Source organism: Sphingomonas abaci, from assembly GCF_014199625.1.
In the GTDB taxonomy this organism is placed as follows: domain Bacteria; phylum Pseudomonadota; class Alphaproteobacteria; order Sphingomonadales; family Sphingomonadaceae; genus Sphingomonas; species Sphingomonas abaci.
Genome location: NZ_JACHNY010000018.1, coordinates 13,222 through 30,730, shown reverse-complemented (window position 1 = coordinate 30,730; position 17,509 = coordinate 13,222). Strand labels below are relative to the sequence as shown.

Below are 17,509 nucleotides of genomic sequence, written 5' to 3'. Positions count from 1 at the left end.
TCGCCGGCGGACCCGGAGCCAAGGTGGCCTGAGCCGCCCTGTTCGCTACCTGTTCAGCTTACCGCTGTCCGTGTCACAAACCTTGAGGTGCTCCCCTTTACAGTCCTGCGGCCGGCTGTTCGCTCTCTCCGTACCGGCCGCGCGGTGATCTGCCCGCGTATCTGGAGCAGCGACGCGAGCGCTACTATCCGCTGATCTCGGCGGTTGCCTGTGAGGCCGGGGTGCCGGTCGGGCTGTTCGATGCGCTGGTCGCCCAGGAGAGTCAGTACAACCCGCTGATCGTGTCTCCCAAGGGGGCGGTGGGCTTGACCCAGCTGATGCCTGGCACCGCGGCCTATCTCGGGGTCTACAATTCGCGCGACCCGCTGCAGAACCTGAGGGGAGGGGCTCGCTACCTGCGCGAGCACCTGGACGAGTTCAAGCGCGTCGACCTGGCGCTCGCGGCTTACAACGCGGGACCGGGGAGGGTGCGCCTGAAAGGGCAAATCCCGCCGTTCCGCGAGACGATCGGCTACGTGTCTGCGATTACCCGTGGGTGGAGCGCGAGCGCGTTCCGGACGGCGACGATCCAGACGGCCTCGACTGTCATACCGCGTCCCTCGTTCCGCGGCGCTCAGCTGTTCGCCTACACGTCGACGAGCGTCGCGAACCCGAGGTGATGGGCGTAGAGGGTCGCGATCACTAGGATAGCCGGCGCGCCGAGAAGGTAGTTGAGCTGCCAGCGCACCCAGACCCGCGGCGCTGCCAGAACCTTGTCCATCACTGTCGTCGTCGCCAGTGTCTGCGTGCCCGTGCGATAGTCGTGGGCCGTCTTGATGACCGCGAACACCGCGCACATTGCGACGAGGAGGCCGACCGCGGCGTAGAGAGAGACCCAGGCGTCTATGGTGGCTTGCGGCATAAACCCTCCTTAGCGTCAAGACCCTTTCAGGCCCTTAACGGAGGGGCGACGCATTCGTTTCGTGAGGCCGAGAGGGCAGGGGGTTCAGGCGACCAGTGACTTAGGCTGAGCGATGGCGCGCTGTTTGGGACGCATCTGGATCACCATGCCCTTGGTCTTGCGAGTTCGGCCGAGCGTGTCGATGCGCTCGCCGGTCACCATGTTGACGACCTTGACGTCGTAGTCCGGTAGCCGGTTCTCCGCCTCGATCTCCTTCGCGAGGCTCTTCAATCGTGACACCGGACCCATCGACCCCACCTGGGTGTGCAATTCCTCAACGGTCATCTCGATCGGTTCGCCGGAGCAGTGCGCGATCTCGTACATGCGCCGCTCGATCGGACCCAACCGGAAATAGTCGTGATGGTAGTGATACATCCGCTGGTCACGCTGGATCGCGCGGAAGAGCCAGTTGCAGGGACGAATCCGGACGTACCGCAGCGATTCTTCGCCATTGGCCATCTTCTCGTACTCGACCTGGGCCTCAGCGAGCCACGAGAACCAACCGCGATCGATCTTCGATCCAGTTTCGATGTTGGTCTTGATCTGGGTGCCCTGCAGTCGCTCGAGCGCCTCAGCAAAACGACGATAGTCCCTAGTAGACGGCCTCTCGACCCCGGTTACCCGAAAATAATCGTGGGCGGCAAAGGTGACCTCCTCAGGAGCCGCTTGGCCATCAGCTATAGCTTGAGCAATCAGGGAAGCAACGTAAAGCAGGATTTCCTTATCCCACATCGTAGCAACCCCGGTGTCGCTCGGGCGTATCTCAATGGAGACGTTGTCGCGCCGCCACTCAATACGTTCCATGTGCGGGTTCTTCGATAGCGCGAAGAACGGATAGTGCATGATGGAGCGCTCACCGCGAACCTTGCCGTGCAGCGGACTATCCATATCGAACAGCGAGATTTGCTGCGGCATGGCTTTCGGCTTGGCCATCTTCGCTCCCTTCAACGGTCACGATACCCTGCCGGACATCGTTAAGCACCCCGGTCGGAGATAAAAATACTGATAGCACGAGGATTGCCGTCAATTGGTCGCAGCGCGCTATAGCGCTCCCTCCTAAGGGGCAGGGCAGGGGGGTCGCGGCTCGTGCTATCAGTATTTCTATGTCCTCATAGCAGGCGGTGAGCCCGCCCGCCTCGTCCGAGACCCAGCGCTGCAGCGGCGAGCTGGCCAATCGAGCGAGGATCGGATCCGGTGGAGAGGGAGCGCATGCCCTCCGACCGCGCACTGTCCTTCAGCCCGTGGTAAGTTCGCCCTAGGTTGAGCAGCCCGGACGCGGCGTGCTTGTTCATGCCCCGCAGGTACGCTCCTGGGCGATCAACGTCGCCTCGCATATGCTTGTGCGCGGTCGCGAGAACCGACGCGGCGGCCCCCTTCTGCCCCATGAGGCGACACGCTTCGTGCCACACACTCCGGTGAATGGCCGTTTGGTCGACCAGGCGCTCGGCCGTGCCGATCAGCTCTCCCCATGTCGGCCGCGGCGAACCGGTCATGATGAACTCCGGAACGACTGTAGCGATGAACTCGGGATCGACCCCGTGCTTCGCCAGGTCGGCCTCGACGGCGGTCTGAGGTTCCGGGTCACGGACGTCGTACCCGTTTCTGCTACCCTTCTTCGGATAGCCACTACTGTAGACTGCTTTAGCAGTATCGGGTTGGTTTGTAGTTGTAATAGGGGCGTCGCACAGTTCGTCCGAGGGTGAATCATTTTGTGAAAATGGAGCATCCGAAGCCCCATGAAACACAGCAGCTACGGCCTTGCCGAGGCCTTCAGCGCGATCCTCCATTTGCTCGACGCATGCTGCCAGCAACTCCTCGTCACGCACACGGCGCATCTGGCTGGTGGCGAGAAGAGCAATCTCCACGGCCGTCCGGGCATCAATGCTATCGATCTGTTCGTCTTCGAGCAGCTGGGCGAGCGTCCGGATTCGGCGTCGTGCAGCGGAGAGGCGCTGTCGTAGCACTTTGATCCGCAGGTCCGCCTCCACGCCTTCCCTGGCGGCCGCTGCGAACTCCTCATAGCGAACCGCCAGTGGGCTGAGATCGATGCCGTAGGCGTAGATGAGCCGACCGTCTTTGCCCCGGGCGCCGACCCGATTGCCGTTTGCGCTGTCGCGATGGGTGATCAGGCCAAACCGCGCTGCATTGGCGAGCATCTTCTGGACCTGGCGCACGCCAATACCGAGCTTTTGCGTCAGCTTCTCGTTCGACGGGAAGACGATCGGCCGCTGCCCGTCGATCCAATCAATCGCGCGTGACCAGCTCATAAGGGTATCGACGGCATGGACGAGGCGAGGGGGGATCCCAAGATACGGCGCCGCGCGCTTGAAGACGGTGAGGACCTGCCGGTGGGTCACGTCTTCTGGCAGCCCTCTGAACCGCTGCGCGAGCTGGTCGGTAGCGCTCGAGCGTTCGTCGAGGCGGCGGTGGCCCGCGCCGGGAGCGAGAGCATAGGACATCATTCGGATAATCCCCCTGGGATACCCGTGCGGACGCAACCACCCGTGGCGCGAATTGCGCTTTCTTATTGCTGCGTCATCGGATCTCGGCTAAGGCGACGTTGCGACACGACCTCTCCGAGGTTCCGAAAAGCCCGGCCTAGTGCCGGGTTTTTCTTTTCTGCACGGCTTCCCCTTTTCGGTGACACGCGATCGGACGACCGCAGGGCCGCACCTTCCTGGAATCACCAGACGCGGACGGCGAGGGGAACGTAAACGGCACGAGTGGCACCCGTCCTGTTCGACGGCTCGTGCTTTCAGTTAATCTATCTCGGAAATCCTCGTGCTATCAGTACATCTATGTGGCGCGAGTGCCCGGCAGAGGGCTGGGATGGGAAAGTGTGTAACCCAGTTACACACTTTTGGAGGCTCCCACGGGTCGGATTCGCAGCCTTCGAGCATGGCTCGTGCTTTCAGTATATCTATCTCTGAGGCCTCCCGATCCCAGTAGCGCATAGTTCGCACTCAGCCATTACCGAGGAGTCAGACGACCGGGTCATCCCAAGCTTTAATCGTCTGGTAGTCGCTCTGAGCTGAAATAATCTCAGTCGCGCGATCCCAGAAGACCTTCAGAAACCAGCCCGCGATTGAGGCCTGTGCGAGGACCATGAAAGTCCGGGTAGCTTCAAGAAGAGGGACTTCGCGTGGCGTGCTAATTAGCACTGCTGCGAGGACGGCCTGTGTTCCAAGGAGGGCTAGAGCTGCGATGAAGTCAGCGGCAATCGGAAGTAGACGATCTTCGCGCCTCGCATACCTCTTTAAGGCCGCGCCCGTTACCATCGAGCAAAGTCCAACGATTGCAGTCAACACCACGCCTATCGCGCATCGAGTCGGCAAACTCATCCAGGGAAGTAGGTCGCTCCCGAAAAGGGCAAACCAATTGTATGGTGTGATCGCATATGACACGAACACCAAAACGGGTAGGTTCCAGCCGTCTTCAAGATTGTCGGCAGGGGAATACCAGCGGCGGCCGCTTCTCACATGGACCCCTTGCCCGCGTGATCGCGATATCGTTCTGTGTCGCGGACGTATTCCGCGACCATGTCGATTGAGGCGTGACGGCTATGCTCGCGCATCTTGAACAGATTGGCGTTTTGTCGCCCCGCCTCGGTGAGGAAGCCGGCGCGCAGGGAGTGGCCGGAGAACGCTTCGGCCGGATAGCCCGCCGCAGCTGCGGCCGCCTTGACCACCAGCGCTACTCCCTTTGTGCTCATCGGCTTGTCGGTGAGGCGGCCCTGCGGGGTCAATTTGCGGAACACCGGTCCCTCGGTGATCCCCGCGATCACGAGCCATGCTTCGTAGTGACGAACCGGCTCTAGCCGCGGCCCGTCCAGTACGGCAACGCCCTGGCCCTCGCCATACTGATCGGTCTTCGACGACTTGACCCTGACGGTTAGCCCATCCGGGTCGCGTGTTACTTGGGCAACGGTGATCGCCACCAGCTCCGAGCGCCGGAAGGCGCCGCCCATCCCGATCGCCAGCAGGGCACGATCGCGGTGCGCGCGGAGGTCGTCGCCGGTGATCGAGCGGAGCATGTCGCGGAGGGTGTCGCCGTCGGCCGCGCGCTTCTTGCGCTTCTCCTCGCCAGCCTTGGTGCGCCGGATCCCGCCCATGACCAGGCCGAGGTCGCTGGCGCCGGGTTGGGACGTCGGCGGCTCGACCTTGGCCATCCGGTGGGCGAACACGATCGCGGCGAGGCGTCGCTCGATCGTCGACCGGCTCAGCTTACGGGGCGCGCGGGGCGCGCGCAGCTTGCCCGTCTTGGTGCGCTGCTCGGCCGCGGGGGCGAAGCCGGTCGTGGCGAGCTCGCTCAGGAACGCCGCGACCGTCGCCGGCGACGCCGGCAGCGGCCGGTATCGCCGCTCGAGGCACCATGCGATGAAGAGGTCCCAGTCGGACTTGTAGGATTGGAGCGTCGCGGCGGCGCGGCCGCGCTTGGCGAAGCTGTCGACGCGCTCCTGATCGCTGGGCGCCAGCTCGGGGAGGTAGAGGTCCTGCGGCTCGGCACGGACAAGGACGGTGAGCGCGCCGCTGACGATCGCGTCGAGGTCGGCCGGACTGTCGGCATCAGGCGGCGCGCGGCCGCCAGCCAGCTCGTCGCCTTGCCCGCCAGTCTCACCAGCCGCGACAGGAGTCTCATCATCGGTGACCATCGGCCGGCTCGTTCGTCATCGTGGGTGAGATTCGTTGCAGGTGGGTGAGACCGGTCTCACGTTTCGGGCAAAATCCGTAGCCGAACCTGTAGGTTTTCCTGAAATGGTGGACGGCATCTGCCCAGCGGCACGCACCCAAAACAGCGGATTTGTACCTAAATTGGTGGACGTCAGCGTCTTCGCCTTAGGATCGAACTCCCATCTGCCTCAGTCGGCGCTCATGGGATCAGATGTAGTGCCGGAACGGCAGCGGCGGTGCGGTAACGGTATGTGGCGACGCCATCAGGATCTCACCTACCCGATCGGCGAACTTGAGCGTCACGGGCAGGGCGCTCGCGAAATCGCAGGCGTTATAGTTGACCTTGGTGAGCGCAAGGATGTCACCGAGCACCTCTACGATGTCCCCTTCGCCATGCGTCACGTCGACGGTGAGCGGCTTGGGGGTCTCGAACCCTTGATACCCTGCCAGCCGAGGCACGAACCCCCGCGCCCAAAGGTAACCTGACCAGTCACCCACGGTGAGGGCCGTGCCGCGGAGGACGGGTGTCGACGCAGAGGGACGGAACAGCCGAACATCATCGAGCTGCTTGATCCTGACTCCTACCAGCTGTGTTTCGGTGGGCACTGCGCTGCAAAAGCCGTCCCACTCATCGTTGGAAAAGCGGTGACGCCCATGAATGAACAGCTGGTTCGGTGGCTTGCCGTGCTTGAGCTTATAGCCCTCGACCACGGAGGTCATCAAATTCGCCGCCGCGCTCCTCGAGAGGTGATATTCCTTGCGCTCGTCGGAGTACCAGGGGCCGAGGGCGCCGCGAAAGACGAGGCCGTCGCCTGAGTTGAGGAACATCTGCGCGGCGCAACAGGCCTCGCCCGTTGCCGCAGGCGTGTCGTCGTTCTTAAACACCAGTCCGACGTAGCAAACGCCAGGACGGACATGAGCCAACGCCCACGGCTTGGCGTCCATCTTGAAGTAGAGCGTGGTGCAGAAGTTCCAGGCAACCGTGGCCTCGTCCTGGAGGCCGCGCCGGCGGTCGTTGGCAATGTTGAGGTTGCGGTCGACCAACGTGCTCTCGAGAATCAGCTGCAGGACGACGCCGTCCTGCAGCAACTCGGCTTTCAGCTGATGGTGGAAATTGCTTGAGAACAGGTAGGTCTCGGCATCCCGCACCGTGTCGGGGAACAGGTCGCCGCCCATCTGGAAGAAGCGTTTGGCGTCCTTGAAGCTCGTGATGTCGGAGGGGGTGCGCTCGTCCTTGGGCGGTGGTGCGACCTGGGGGCGTCCATAGCGATAGACGACGTCCGGAACGACAACGAGCCAGACGTCGGGACGGCGCTCCTCGGCGCGGATGTGCGCGCGGATCGCGTCGGCGAACAGCAGCACCGTGGAACGAACCGCGTCGGCGCGATTGTTCTTTTTGATGCAATGATCGATGTCGCCGCTCTTGACCGCTAGCTCGACCATGCCGCGGGTCGGCAGCGCGATGCCGAAGCAGGCCTCGAAGCCTGGCCATGCGGGTGCCCATAGGACGGGCTTGCCCTTTGCATCGACCTTACCGGGAATATGCAGGCTGATCCGCTCTAACCAGCGGCGGGATAGGCCGACGCCGCTCTCCGTCCCGATGACGCCCAAGCGGACCTGGGAGCGGCCATCTGGACCTTCGAGCGGCCCGAAGAGGAAGAGCCCATCTTTTGGCGCTTCCATCTGCTGCCCGTGACCGAACTCGAGCAAAGGCTCGGCGATGCGGTGCGTGAGGATGCTCATGCGTCGGCCTCCTCCGGTATCCCATCCCGGTCGAAGGCCGTTTCGAAGTCCTCTGACAGAGTTATCTGGCCTCCCTCGTCTTCCTCGGCTCGGCGGTCTTCTTCCGCGGCGAAGCTGACCGGAAAGTCGAAGCTCATTGGTAGGCTAGCGACCGCGAGGCGCTCACCGGACGCGGCAATATCTAAGGTCGCATCACCTTCGGCAAGCCAGCCCATTGCGGCAAGCAGCATGTCGCGCCATTTGTCGTTGAACCAAGACCGCGTGAGGCGCAACCGGATGCGCTGCAGCTGTTCACCCGGGAGCGGGGTTCGGCCATTGGTCGTCACCGCAACATTGGCATGGACCCGGAAGAGAGCATCCGGCCAGAGCTTGGGTTGAGCGACAAGGCACAGATGCCAGCGCCGGTCCTTGAACTTGCCGCTCAGGACACGGTCGACCCGATGGCCGTCGCTCAGCGTCAGCTTCACCCTTCCGTCGATGAGTCCGTCGGGGAAGAAGCGGCCTCGGGCGCCCGAGGCGAAATCGACAGGAAGTAGCCCGAGACGATGCATGGCCAGGTCCCAATGCTGACGCATCAGGTTGACGGCGATCCGCCGCGCGTTGGAACGCTCACCGAAGTGGCGGCTATATGTACCGTCGATCACGCCGTTGAAGGGCAGGCTAGCGCGTGCCTTCAACGGCGGCGCGCCATTATCGAGACGCTCGATCGCATCGGGTCCGCAGAAGGCGATAGCGCCTCCCTCGTGAAGGACGTGGGGAACCTTGGTGAACTGGCTCCACGCTTCCAGCTGCGCAGTCGTTCCCTTCGCCTCCAGGATCCAGACGTCAGGCCTCGCCCGGAGTTCGAACCAGTTGCTGTAAAGCGTCTCGGAATTTAGCGTGACCAGCTTTCGACCGTCCTCTTGGGCAGCGACGATCATCGCAAGCTGCTCGGCGTCCGGATGCTCGACCTTCGGTACACGTGAGGTGTCGAGCGTCTCGAACAAGGGCTGAAGGCAGGCTGCCCAGTTAGGGAACGCATTGTGTGCGTTCTGGCGGAGGATCTCTGTGGGGAAATCGCCGAAGTCCACGGCGGCGATCCGGATTGGGACCATAAACTCCGGGTCGTTTAGCTTGCGACGCATGACGTCGCCGAGGGCGAGTTCCTTCTTTACGCCTTGCTTGCCGATGTGCTCGGACACGACGACGATCTGCTTGATCGCCTCGTGCCGCAGCACGTGCTCGATCTTGTCCCAGAAATCGTCGCCGCCCCGAAGCGCGCGAACGTCGACCCAGACCTTGTATCCGGCCGTGGTTAGGCGCCCGGCAAGCCACCGGGCGAAGCGATTGTCCTCAGGATTGGCGTGCGTGATCAGAATTGTGTCGCGCACCGGTGTCGGAGCGGTAGTCATGGGAGTCCCCGCCAGCAGAGTGCCGAACCTAAAAGCACGAATGTGCGACTACTCTGCCAAGGGGCGCACGTTGGTGATGGTGATGCCTACATCGGCGCTCGCAAGTGGCTCGTCCGTTGTAAGCATCTCAGCTTGCAGGTCGATCGCCAAGGCAAGGCATGCCCGATCGCCGAGGGACAGACCGAGCGCCTTCGTCGCTGGCCGAAGGTCGCCTACTATGAGCGCCTGGGCAGGAGTGAGCGGCCGGACATCGAGATGCAGCCCGCCAAGTGCCTCACGTACCTCGTCGAGCGGCAATCCTCGGTCCCGTAGCTTGGAAACGACCTCCGCGAGGTTGGCTGTTCCGATGATGCTGCGGGTCAGGACGTCGATTATCCGATCCGCCCCGGGTTCATCGTTTAGAAGGCAGAGCAGGGCGGAGGCGTCGAGTACGACTTTGCTACTCACGCTCCGCCTCACGCCGACGCTCCGCGATCAGCTCGTCAGCCAAGCCGACGCCTTCGGGCACATACTTGCGCAGGATCGCGCGAGCACGCTCAAGTGCCTTAGGTACGGAACGTACCCGCAGCTCGCCATCGTCCACATCGACGAGGACGGTGTCACCCGTGGTGATCCCGAGCTCACGGCGCATTGCCGCCGGGATCACGAGCTTACCACCGTCCACGATCTTGACCCTCTGTGCTTCCATCTGCACCAAACCCGCTGATACAACCCGTCCAAGACCTTGTACCGGAGAGCAAAGTCGGACGCCAGCGTGAAGGCAGGGATTAATGCACGGCCGATCACCGAAATAGCGTTCATCGATAATGGGGCAGCTACTTAGACCCGGTCCGCTTAGCTAGGCTACGTAGGACCGGTAGTTGCCGTTCTGAGCCGATTGCTGCATGACTGGCTCACAAGGGTGTACCCAACGGAGCCAACATGAGTACGACCGTCCGCGCTGCTCGCGTGTACCTGCGCGTCAGCACCGATGAGCAGGATCTTGAACGCCAAGAGGCGATGGTCGTGTCCTCGCGTACCGCGGGGTATTATGTCGCAGCTGTTTATCGCGAGAAGGCTTCCGGCGCGCGTCCTGACCGGCCCGAGTTGCTTCGCATGATAGCCGACCTGCAAATGGGCGAAGTCGTTATCGCCGAAAAGATCGATCGGATCAGCCGCCTGCCGTTGGCTGAGGCGGAGAGGCTCGTCACCGCTATCCGCGACAAGGGAGCGAGGCTAGCCGTACCAGGAATTGTGGACCTTACCGATCTTGCTGAGGACAATGGCGGGGTGACGCGCATCGTCCTAGAGGCCGTTCAAGACATGTTGTTGAGGGTTGCGCTTCAGACCGCTCGCGATGATTACGAACTGCGCCGCGAGCGGCAGCGGGAGGGCATAGCGATCGCCAAGCGGGAGGGACGCTATACCGGTCGAAAACCAGACTTGGCCCATCATCGCCGCATTGTCTCACTTCGTGAGGCAGGGATGAGCATAGCGAAAACGGCGGCGCTAGCGGGCTGCAGCATCGCACAAGTCAAGCGCGTTACAGCCCTCCACCGGGCGACCAAGCAGAGCGATGCGTGTCCGACGATACCGTGAGATAGAGCCGGACTCAATTCGACCTCTGAATAATTCTGCTAGGATGGAAAGAGGCGGCAGCGTTGCCGCTGGGACGGTCAAGCAGCCGTGAAGGCTGCAGCGAGATCTCAATTTCTGGCCCGTACTGGCGCAAGGCTAATCGTGGCCGTGCCGCGCCCCCATACCGGTAGGTAGACGCCTTGCCCCGCCGCCTTCAACTGGCCCGTCCGCACGTCCGTCACACGGGCACGCACGATTATGTCGCCAATCCGCTTTTCGTCGATCGCACGGGTGATCTTGCCGATTAGCTTGTCGAAATCCTTTTCGAAGTTCTGGGTCAGCGCGGCTGACACAGTGCCTGATATGCCGGGAGTGTTGGCGAGCTTCAGGAGCAGGCTTGTCCCGACCGAGTCGGCCACACCGGCGACAGTGAGATCGTCGAACGCTACACGGCGATCGTTGACGGCGTTCCGCGGCGTGGCGGTAAGCCAGATCGTGCCTTGCGCAGGCTCCCCACCTTCGGCTGCCGCACTGAAGCGAAGCCCGACCGCGATCTTGTCACCCGTGGTGCCGTAGACGGTCACCTGGTGAAACTGCGCGCGCACGGCCCCGACACCAGGCACTTCGAAGGGCCGGCGGGAACGCTTCGCCAATGCCTTGGCGAGCACAGGCTCCAGCTGAGGATAGTCGGCGATGACGGGGATGGCGAACAGGATGCGGCCGGGTCCGGGCTGCGTGCGCGTCATGTCGGGGAGCGGCCGGCGCTGCGGATCAGGCGGCCGATCGCCGACAAAAGTCTCCGTCCCCGCCGTCATCCCTAGCGCCAGGTTCACCCGGTTGCGCGAAATGGTGTAGCCTCCGTAGCTCAACTGCCGGGGCGTGATCCGCATCCACACCGGCGGGTTCGCCCGGTTCAGTTGGACGGAGGTGAACGCCGACCCCCAGACCTGCGCGATCTGCTCGCGCAGCTGCAATCTGCCGAGCTCCTGCGGCAGCGAGCGCTCCAGGCGCTCGACGACGCCGGCGAGCTTGGCGTCGGCCTTGCTGGTGAACTCGATTCGCTGGCCGAGGAAGTCGACGTGCGGCTCGTCGGTCCAGTCGTAGGCGATCGACACCGTTGCGCGCGGCGACCAGTCGCGGGCGATGTCGAGCCTGACCACGGCCCGGACGCGGGCGTCCGCCTCCGCCGTTTCCCGGCTGAGCACGCCGCCCACGTCGCGGGCGCTGATCGCGGCGTGAAGCGGCATGGTGACAATGATCGTTTTGCCCGAGCCCTCCAGCACCAGCGGCCCTCGGACGACGGTGCCGGTGATGCGGCACTGGATCGCGGGCGTCTTGATCTTCGCGAAGAGGATCTTGACCTTTTTCGGCGGGAGGCAGGTCTGCCCCGGCTTGTCGATCGACCAGAGGCGACGCGGAACCGCCTGTTCGAGGCTTGCCGCCAGCTTGTCCATGTCTGCAACAATCGGGACATCCATGGTAGAAGTCTGCGGGGGCACGCTGATGGTGTCCGTCGCTCGCGGAGGCGCCTCGCGAGGAGTCCGGTCGCAGCCACTAAGGCATGCAACGCAGAGCAGGGCGGACACGATCGAGACACTCGAGAGTTCGTTCTCGCGAAAAAAAGCCCCGGCAATCTGGCCTGCCGCTTCAGCTATCGACCGACTCGGCGTTGAGACGGTTGCCCGAGCGGTCGTGTTCTTCATCGCCGCGCACCTCCAGCCGTCCGAGCGGCCACCATCCCATAGGTTTGCCAAATCAGTTTCGCAAAAGGGAACCGTTCCGTTTCTTTATCGTTCGGCCGGTTGATTTCGGTCAATGCCTGACAACACCAACGGAGGCCCTCTATGAAGATTGCGATTGTCGCTGCGCTGCTCACCCTGGCGCCGGTTACGGTGTTGGCGCAGGCCGTTTCGCCCGCCACTTCGGGAACGATGACCAGCGCCGACGTCGGCGTCTCGCCGATCTCGGGCCAGAGCGGCCCTAATTACGTGCTCGCCGCGGCCGACGCCAACCTCTACCAGATCAAGGCCGCGCAGCTCGCCGCGACGCGCGCGCAGCGGGACGACGTCAAGGCCTACGCAAAGCGCGTGCTGGCGGAAACGCAGAGCAGCCACAAGGCGCTGCTGGCAGCGCTGAAGAATGATCAGCGCACGATCAAGGCGCCGCCCTCGAACCTGTCCGCCGACCGCGCTGCCCTCCTCAAGCTGCTCCAGAAGGCGCCCAAGAGCGCCTTTGACAATCTGTATCTGACGCAGTCCGCGCAGGTTCAGCAGGCCGCCTGGGCCGTGCACAAGGGTTACGCGCAGGACGGGACCGACCCGGCGCTGCAGCAGGTCGCCGGCACCGCGGTCCCGGTGCTGGAAAACGAGCTCACCACCGGCAAGTCGCTTACTCCCTCCGGGCTTGCAGGATAGGTGATACCCACCGGGCCAGGTCGATGAAGCCCCCTTTAGACCTGGTCCGGTACCTGTTTATGGCGATTATTGACGGGAGTGCAGCCTGCGGAACTGGTCCCGTGCTTCACCGCGCATGAGATGCTGCATTACGATCCAGTAGCCCGTGACGGCTGTCTCTCCTGCCGCCTGATACGCGTTCGCCATGTTACGCCTGAGCTCCTCGAACAGCGCGTGCTCGAGCGCACGTCCCTCGTCGGTGAGCGACAGCAGCTTCTGCCGTCGATCGCGCTCCCCGACACGTCCGCAGACTAGCCCGCGGTCTATCAAATCCCGCATTACCCTGCCGAGCGATTGCTTTGTGACGCAGAGAACGTCCAGTAGTTCGCTGACTGAGATTTCCGGGTACCTGCCGAGGAAGTACAGGGCGCGGTGATGCGCCCGTCCGAGGGTACGCGTTGCCAGCTCGGCGTCGGCATGCGCCAGATGGGATCTGTGGGCAAAGAACATCAGATCCATTCCTCCCCTGATCGCGTCATCACGCAGATACTGGGCAGGAGGCGGCAGAAGCGGAGCCGTCACGCGGTCGGTGCCCTCCCCTCGCATCGCTGCAAGACTGTCACTGCTGGCTCCATCCAAGTCCCATCGCCTTTTGGAGGGCGATAAAGGCACGATCAAGTTCGCCGGTCGCTTCCAGCACTGACTGGTCGGCAGCCAGCGCCGCGCGTTCGGCATCGATGGACGTGGTCAGCGGTATCGCTCCCTGTGCATATCGCTGCCCGGCATAGGTCGCTGACTGTCTGGCACCGTTACGGCTCGCGACAGACGAAAACAGGTTACGGCGCTGATTGCCGAAGCGGGTCAGGCTGGTTTCAGCATCAGACAGCGCGCCGAGAACCGCCTTGCGGTATTGTGCTTCCGCCTCGTCTCGGTCAGCCCGCGCCTGCTCGACCCGGGCACGATTACGGCCGAAGTCGAGAAAGCTCCAGCTGATCCGCGGCAGGAGCAGGCCCGCGACGCTGTCAGGATCAACCACATCGGCGATATTGGGACCACCGAGCCCGATGATCCCCATAATGCTGACCGATGGGAACTGCCGGGCGACGTTGACCCCGATCTGCGCGTTCGATGCCGCCAGCTGCCGCTCGGCTGCGCGAATGTCAGGCCGGCGTCGCAGCATCGCGGCCGGGTCGCCGATCGCGACAGTTCCTGGGATCATCGGGATCGGGGCAGGAGTGGACAGCAAGGCATCGTGTGTTCCGGGCTCGTCGCCGGTGAGCAGGGCAAGCTGGTCGAGCGTGGTCGCGATCTGTCCCTCGAGCGGCAACAGCCCGGCCTCCGTGCGGGTCAGCTCGGTCTTCAGCCGAACCACCTCGTCGCGCGACGATGCACCGCGTTGTTCGCGCTGTTGAAGCAGGGCGAGTGATCGCTGTTGAAGCTGCGCGGAGCGGCGAGCCAGGATCAGGCGCTGCTGAAGTTCGCGCAGAGTCACATAATTCTGGGCAACCTCCGCCGACAGACGAACCTGCGCATCAGCTTTATTGGCTTCGGCCGCCTGAGCCTGGGCCTCGGCACCTTCGGCAGCGCGGCGTCGCGCGCCGAACAGATCGATCTCCCACGATGCGTCCAGGCCGGCATTATAGAACTCGGCCCTGGTACGATCGGATTGCTCGCCTTGCGTCGGCAGCGCGAGCGAGCCGGCGGGAAGATCGGCGACGATCGCAGTCCCTGACCCCGAGACGGTGGGAAGCTGGTTCGCGCGCTGTTCGCGCAAGCTGGCGCGCGCCTTGCGGATGCGCGCCTCGGCGATCGCCACGTCCGGATTAGAGGCAAGCGCCCGGTCGATCAGCATCGTGAGCTGCGCGTCGCCCATGCCTTCCCACCAGCGTGCGACAGGGGTCTGCGGTGACGTGACGGCCTGATCCGCGCGGCGAAATGTCGACCCGGCGCGCTCCCCGCTCGCAACGCCCGGCGGGCCTCCATAGTTGGGGCCGACGACGCATCCAGTCAGGAGTGCGGGGAGAATGGCCCAGCCAAGTCGCTTCATCAGTGCATCGCCATCTGCGTGTCGGAGGAGATCGGGCGGAGGAACAGCGCCAGCGGCGTCGTGATCGCGATCGCGACGCCCAGCGCAAAAAACAGGTCGTTATAGGCCATGACGGTAGCCTGTTCGAGAAGTTGACCGGCGAGCTGCCGATACGCGCCGGCTTCGCCGGACGGCATGACCATGGCTTTAGCGAACCATTCCTGCGTGGTCGCCGCGTTGGCCGACACCGTTTCGCCCAGCCGGTTGAAATGCAGAAAGGTCTGCCGGTCCTGGAGGGTCGCCATCAGCGCCAGGCCGATCGATCCGCCAAGGTTTCGCCCCGCGTTGAACAGCGCGGACGCATCGCCTGCGTCTTCGGGCGCCACGGCGCTGATCGCGGCCTGGTTGAGGAACATCATGGCGAAGATCTGCCCAAAGCCGCGCACGAGCTGAGAGTTCGTCAGGTCCCCACCGGCCGACCGCGCGGTGAGATGCCAGTCCATCGCGCAGCTGACGCCGATCAGCGTCATGCCGACAAAGACCGCCAGCCGGACGTCGAGATATTTGAACGCGAGCGGCAGGAACGGCATCAGCATCAGGGCGGGGATGCCGGAGACGAAGACCACCTTGCCCGATTGCAGCGCGCTGTAATCCGCCATCGACGAGAGAAACTGGGGGATGAGGAAGGTGACCCCGTAGAGCACGACGCCGATGATGAGGCTGAGGACGAATACGCTGCCGAAGGAGCGGCTGAAGATCAGTGACAGCTTGAGCACCGGATGCGCGGAGCGGACCTGTCCGATCGTGATGAGCGCGAAGCCGAAGACCGTGGCGATCGCGAGTTTCACGATCATGGCGGATTCGAACCACATCTCGCGCTGCCCCTCCTCGAGCATGACGGTGAGCGCACCCAGGCCGATTGCGAGCCCTGCGATCCCGAACCAGTCGGCATGGCGCAGCTGGTCGAGCCGCAGACGCTCATGCTTGAGCCCGAACAGCAGGAGCAGGACGAGCCCGGCACAAACCGGCACGTTCAGGAAGAAGGCGTAGTGCCAGCTGTAATTGTCGGTGAGCCAGCCGCCGATGATCGGCCCGAGCACCGGACCGAGGATCGCGGTGCCGCCGAACGCGGCGGTGCCGATCGGCTGTTGCGATGGCGGCAGCCGTGTCGCGATGATGGTCATCGCGGTCGGGATCAGCGCACCGCCGGTGAAGCCTTGCCCTACACGCCCGGCGATCATCATCGGCAACGTCGTCGAGATGCCGCACATGATCGAGAAGCCGGTGAAGCTGATCGCCGCACCCAGAAGGAAGTTGCGCAGACCGAACAGACGCACGAGGAAGGGGCTAAGCGGGATCATGACGATTTCCGCCACGAGATAGGCGGTCGCGACCCAGGTGCCCTCCGTTCCGCTCGCGCCGATCTCGCCCTGGATGGTGGGCAAGGCCGCATTGACGATCGAGATGTCGAGCAGCGCCATGAACGACCCGATCGTGCCCGCTGCGACGGCGAGCCAGTCGCGCAGGCCGGCGCGTTCGGCCGCCATCAGCGCCCGCCCTGCGTCTCGTCGTGCTTAAGCCGCTCGGTTTCCTGTTCGATCCGGTCACGACTTCCTTTTGCGCTGATCGTGTCGACCGTAACCTCGACCGACAGGCCGGGACGCAACACCCGGCGCGCCTCCGGCCCCGCTTCAATGCTGATCCGCACGGGCACTCGCTGAACGATCTTGGTAAAGTTCCCGGTCGCGTTCTCGGGCGGGATGAGCGAGAACTGCGCGCCCGTGCCTGGCGAGAAGCTCGCAACCCGGCCGCGCAGTTCGGCGCCGTCCAGTGCATCCACCTTGATGGTCACGGGTTGCCCGACGCGCATCAGCGCGACCTGGGTCTCCTTGAAATTGGCCTCGATGTAGAGTTGATCAACCGGCACCACCGACATCAGCCGGGTCGCAGGCTGGACATATTGCCCGGCCCGGACCGCCTTGTCGGCAACAACGCCGTCGATGCTGCTGCGGATCTCGACGGCGCCGAGGTCCGTCGAGGCGCGCGCAAGCTGCGCCTGCGCGGTGCCGCGCTGCGCCTCCGCCTGGCCGATGCGAGCCGCTTGTGTGGCGACACTGCGACGGGCGGCGAGGTAGGCGGCGCGCTGCGCGCGCAGCTCCGCGGCGGCTCGATCACGCTGCAGGACGAGGTTGGCGAGGCGCTCGCGCGATTCCGCCCCTGTCCGAGTGAGCGGTTCGTAACGTCTTACCTCGTTTTCTGCCGCTGCCGCGGCAGCCTCGGCGCTCGCAACCTGGGCGGCGGCCTGAGCGACAGTGGCCTGCTGCTCGTCAAGCGTCCGGCGCGCGGTCGTGATGTTGGCGCCGGCCGCGGCAATCTGAGCTTGCGCCTGTTCGACATTGGCGCGGTAGTCACGAGGATCGAGGACGGCGAGCAGCTGGCCGCGGCGGACAGGCTGGTTGTCGGCGACGAGGACACGCTCGACATAGCCGCCCACCTTCGGTGAAACGGTCACGAAGTCCGCGCGCACATAGGCGTTGTTGGTCGACTGCAGGTATTGGCCGCTCGCGCGGTAGTTCATGTACCAGACGACCGCCGCGACGATGCCCGCAACGAGCGCGGCGATGAGGACGTAGCGGATGATCGGATAGCGCTCGAGAAGCGAGGGCTTCTTTACGCCGTCGTTCTCCTCGACACCGTCCTTCGACCTAGCTTCTGGCTGGGAATGCGCATTCCGGTCGTCATGCGGCGCATCGCCGCCTCGATCTTCAGCATGCTCGTCAGCCACTCAG

General features: G+C 63.8%; 17 protein-coding genes. 3 read left to right on the top strand and 14 right to left on the bottom strand.

The features are described 5' to 3' along the window. Positions 1–149: 149 nt before the first annotated feature. Positions 150–659, top strand: coding sequence for a transglycosylase SLT domain-containing protein (locus GGQ96_RS21715; RefSeq protein ID WP_184117025.1), 510 nt, complete (start codon positions 150–152; stop codon positions 657–659). Here GGQ96_RS21715 and GGQ96_RS19965 read toward each other — a convergent pair. From GGQ96_RS19965 to GGQ96_RS19925, 9 genes are all read right to left on the bottom strand, one after another. Beyond that, positions 626–901 carry a hypothetical protein gene (locus tag GGQ96_RS19965; protein WP_093068099.1) on the bottom strand — a complete coding sequence of 92 codons (276 nt, stop codon included), beginning with the start codon at positions 899–901 and terminating at the stop codon, positions 626–628. The genes GGQ96_RS21715 and GGQ96_RS19965 overlap by 34 nt on opposite strands. An 84-nt stretch (positions 902–985) precedes the next feature. After that, the gene (locus tag GGQ96_RS19960; RefSeq protein WP_093068102.1) at positions 986–1,873 is read right to left on the bottom strand and encodes a replication initiator protein A; all 888 of its coding nucleotides are present in this window, start codon (positions 1,871–1,873) and stop codon (positions 986–988) included. A gap of 176 nt (positions 1,874–2,049) precedes the next feature. Then, positions 2,050–3,402: a plasmid replication protein RepC gene (gene repC, locus GGQ96_RS19955; RefSeq protein WP_241212655.1), complete on the bottom strand. Its 1,353-nt coding sequence runs from the start codon at positions 3,400–3,402 to the stop codon at positions 2,050–2,052. A gap of 519 nt (positions 3,403–3,921) precedes the next feature. After that, entirely contained in the window at positions 3,922–4,419 is a 498-nt protein-coding gene (locus GGQ96_RS19950) for a hypothetical protein (RefSeq protein ID WP_143058620.1), read from the bottom strand. After that, a complete protein-coding gene (locus GGQ96_RS19945; RefSeq protein WP_125945979.1) occupies positions 4,416–5,591 on the bottom strand; it encodes a tyrosine-type recombinase/integrase in 1,176 nt (391 codons plus the stop codon). Before GGQ96_RS19945 ends, GGQ96_RS19950 begins: the two co-directional genes overlap by 4 nt. Before the next feature lie 226 nt (positions 5,592–5,817). Next, a complete protein-coding gene (locus GGQ96_RS19940; RefSeq protein WP_125945980.1) occupies positions 5,818–7,353 on the bottom strand; it encodes an argonaute/piwi family protein in 1,536 nt (511 codons plus the stop codon). Then, positions 7,350–8,744, bottom strand: coding sequence for a toll/interleukin-1 receptor domain-containing protein (locus GGQ96_RS19935; protein WP_093068110.1), 1,395 nt, complete (start codon positions 8,742–8,744; stop codon positions 7,350–7,352). The genes GGQ96_RS19940 and GGQ96_RS19935 overlap by 4 nt, the downstream gene beginning before the upstream one ends. Before the next feature lie 48 nt (positions 8,745–8,792). Beyond that, positions 8,793–9,191: a type II toxin-antitoxin system VapC family toxin gene (locus GGQ96_RS19930; RefSeq protein ID WP_093068112.1), complete on the bottom strand. Its 399-nt coding sequence runs from the start codon at positions 9,189–9,191 to the stop codon at positions 8,793–8,795. After that, positions 9,184–9,432, bottom strand: a complete 249-nt coding sequence (locus GGQ96_RS19925) for an AbrB/MazE/SpoVT family DNA-binding domain-containing protein (RefSeq protein WP_018251286.1) — start codon at positions 9,430–9,432, stop codon at positions 9,184–9,186. Before GGQ96_RS19925 ends, GGQ96_RS19930 begins: the two co-directional genes overlap by 8 nt. A gap of 233 nt (positions 9,433–9,665) precedes the next feature. Between GGQ96_RS19925 and GGQ96_RS19920 the strand changes: the two genes are divergently transcribed. After that, positions 9,666–10,322, top strand: a complete 657-nt coding sequence (locus tag GGQ96_RS19920; RefSeq protein WP_018251285.1) for a recombinase family protein — start codon at positions 9,666–9,668, stop codon at positions 10,320–10,322. Between the two features lie 107 nt (positions 10,323–10,429). Here the strand turns inward: GGQ96_RS19920 and GGQ96_RS19915 are convergent, their stop codons facing one another. After that, a complete protein-coding gene (locus GGQ96_RS19915; RefSeq protein ID WP_298090532.1) occupies positions 10,430–11,887 on the bottom strand; it encodes a DUF4403 family protein in 1,458 nt (485 codons plus the stop codon). 258 nt (positions 11,888–12,145) lie between these two features. Here GGQ96_RS19915 and GGQ96_RS19910 point away from each other — a divergent pair, with 258 nt between their 5' ends. Then, positions 12,146–12,715 (top strand): DUF4142 domain-containing protein, encoded by a 570-nt coding sequence (locus GGQ96_RS19910; RefSeq protein WP_018251282.1) that lies wholly within the window; start codon positions 12,146–12,148, stop codon positions 12,713–12,715. Positions 12,716–12,781: 66 nt separating this feature from the next. Here the strand turns inward: GGQ96_RS19910 and GGQ96_RS19905 are convergent, their stop codons facing one another. Genes GGQ96_RS19905 through GGQ96_RS19890 form a run of 4 tightly spaced genes read right to left on the bottom strand, consistent with a single transcriptional unit; the run spans position 12,782 to position 17,505 of the window. Next, entirely contained in the window at positions 12,782–13,333 is a 552-nt protein-coding gene (locus GGQ96_RS19905) for a MarR family winged helix-turn-helix transcriptional regulator (protein ID WP_374297650.1), read from the bottom strand. Then, positions 13,314–14,741, bottom strand: a complete 1,428-nt coding sequence (locus tag GGQ96_RS19900) for an efflux transporter outer membrane subunit (protein WP_184117024.1) — start codon at positions 14,739–14,741, stop codon at positions 13,314–13,316. The genes GGQ96_RS19905 and GGQ96_RS19900 overlap by 20 nt, the downstream gene beginning before the upstream one ends. Next, positions 14,741–16,267, bottom strand: coding sequence for a DHA2 family efflux MFS transporter permease subunit (locus tag GGQ96_RS19895; protein ID WP_018251279.1), 1,527 nt, complete (start codon positions 16,265–16,267; stop codon positions 14,741–14,743). Before GGQ96_RS19895 ends, GGQ96_RS19900 begins: the two co-directional genes overlap by 1 nt. Continuing rightward, entirely contained in the window at positions 16,267–17,505 is a 1,239-nt protein-coding gene (locus GGQ96_RS19890) for an HlyD family secretion protein (protein ID WP_018251278.1), read from the bottom strand. The genes GGQ96_RS19895 and GGQ96_RS19890 overlap by 1 nt, the downstream gene beginning before the upstream one ends. Positions 17,506–17,509: the final 4 nt, after the last annotated feature.

What these genes read in the sequence shown, in the direction of transcription:
- GGQ96_RS19965 (WP_093068099.1), bottom strand. Translation starts at nt 901, where the DNA reads ATGCCGCAAGCCACCATAGACGCCTGGGTCTCTCTCTACGCCGCGGTC.
- GGQ96_RS19960 (WP_093068102.1), bottom strand. Translation starts at nt 1,873, where the DNA reads ATGGCCAAGCCGAAAGCCATGCCGCAGCAAATCTCGCTGTTCGATATG.
- repC (WP_241212655.1), bottom strand. Translation starts at nt 3,402, where the DNA reads ATGATGTCCTATGCTCTCGCTCCCGGCGCGGGCCACCGCCGCCTCGAC.
- GGQ96_RS19945 (WP_125945979.1), bottom strand. Translation starts at nt 5,591, where the DNA reads ATGGTCACCGATGATGAGACTCCTGTCGCGGCTGGTGAGACTGGCGGG.
- GGQ96_RS19940 (WP_125945980.1), bottom strand. Translation starts at nt 7,353, where the DNA reads ATGAGCATCCTCACGCACCGCATCGCCGAGCCTTTGCTCGAGTTCGGT.
- GGQ96_RS19935 (WP_093068110.1), bottom strand. Translation starts at nt 8,744, where the DNA reads ATGACTACCGCTCCGACACCGGTGCGCGACACAATTCTGATCACGCAC.
- GGQ96_RS19925 (WP_018251286.1), bottom strand. Translation starts at nt 9,432, where the DNA reads ATGGAAGCACAGAGGGTCAAGATCGTGGACGGTGGTAAGCTCGTGATC.
- GGQ96_RS19920 (WP_018251285.1), top strand. Translation starts at nt 9,666, where the DNA reads ATGAGTACGACCGTCCGCGCTGCTCGCGTGTACCTGCGCGTCAGCACC.
- GGQ96_RS19910 (WP_018251282.1), top strand. Translation starts at nt 12,146, where the DNA reads ATGAAGATTGCGATTGTCGCTGCGCTGCTCACCCTGGCGCCGGTTACG.
- GGQ96_RS19900 (WP_184117024.1), bottom strand. Translation starts at nt 14,741, where the DNA reads ATGAAGCGACTTGGCTGGGCCATTCTCCCCGCACTCCTGACTGGATGC.
- GGQ96_RS19895 (WP_018251279.1), bottom strand. Translation starts at nt 16,267, where the DNA reads ATGGCGGCCGAACGCGCCGGCCTGCGCGACTGGCTCGCCGTCGCAGCG.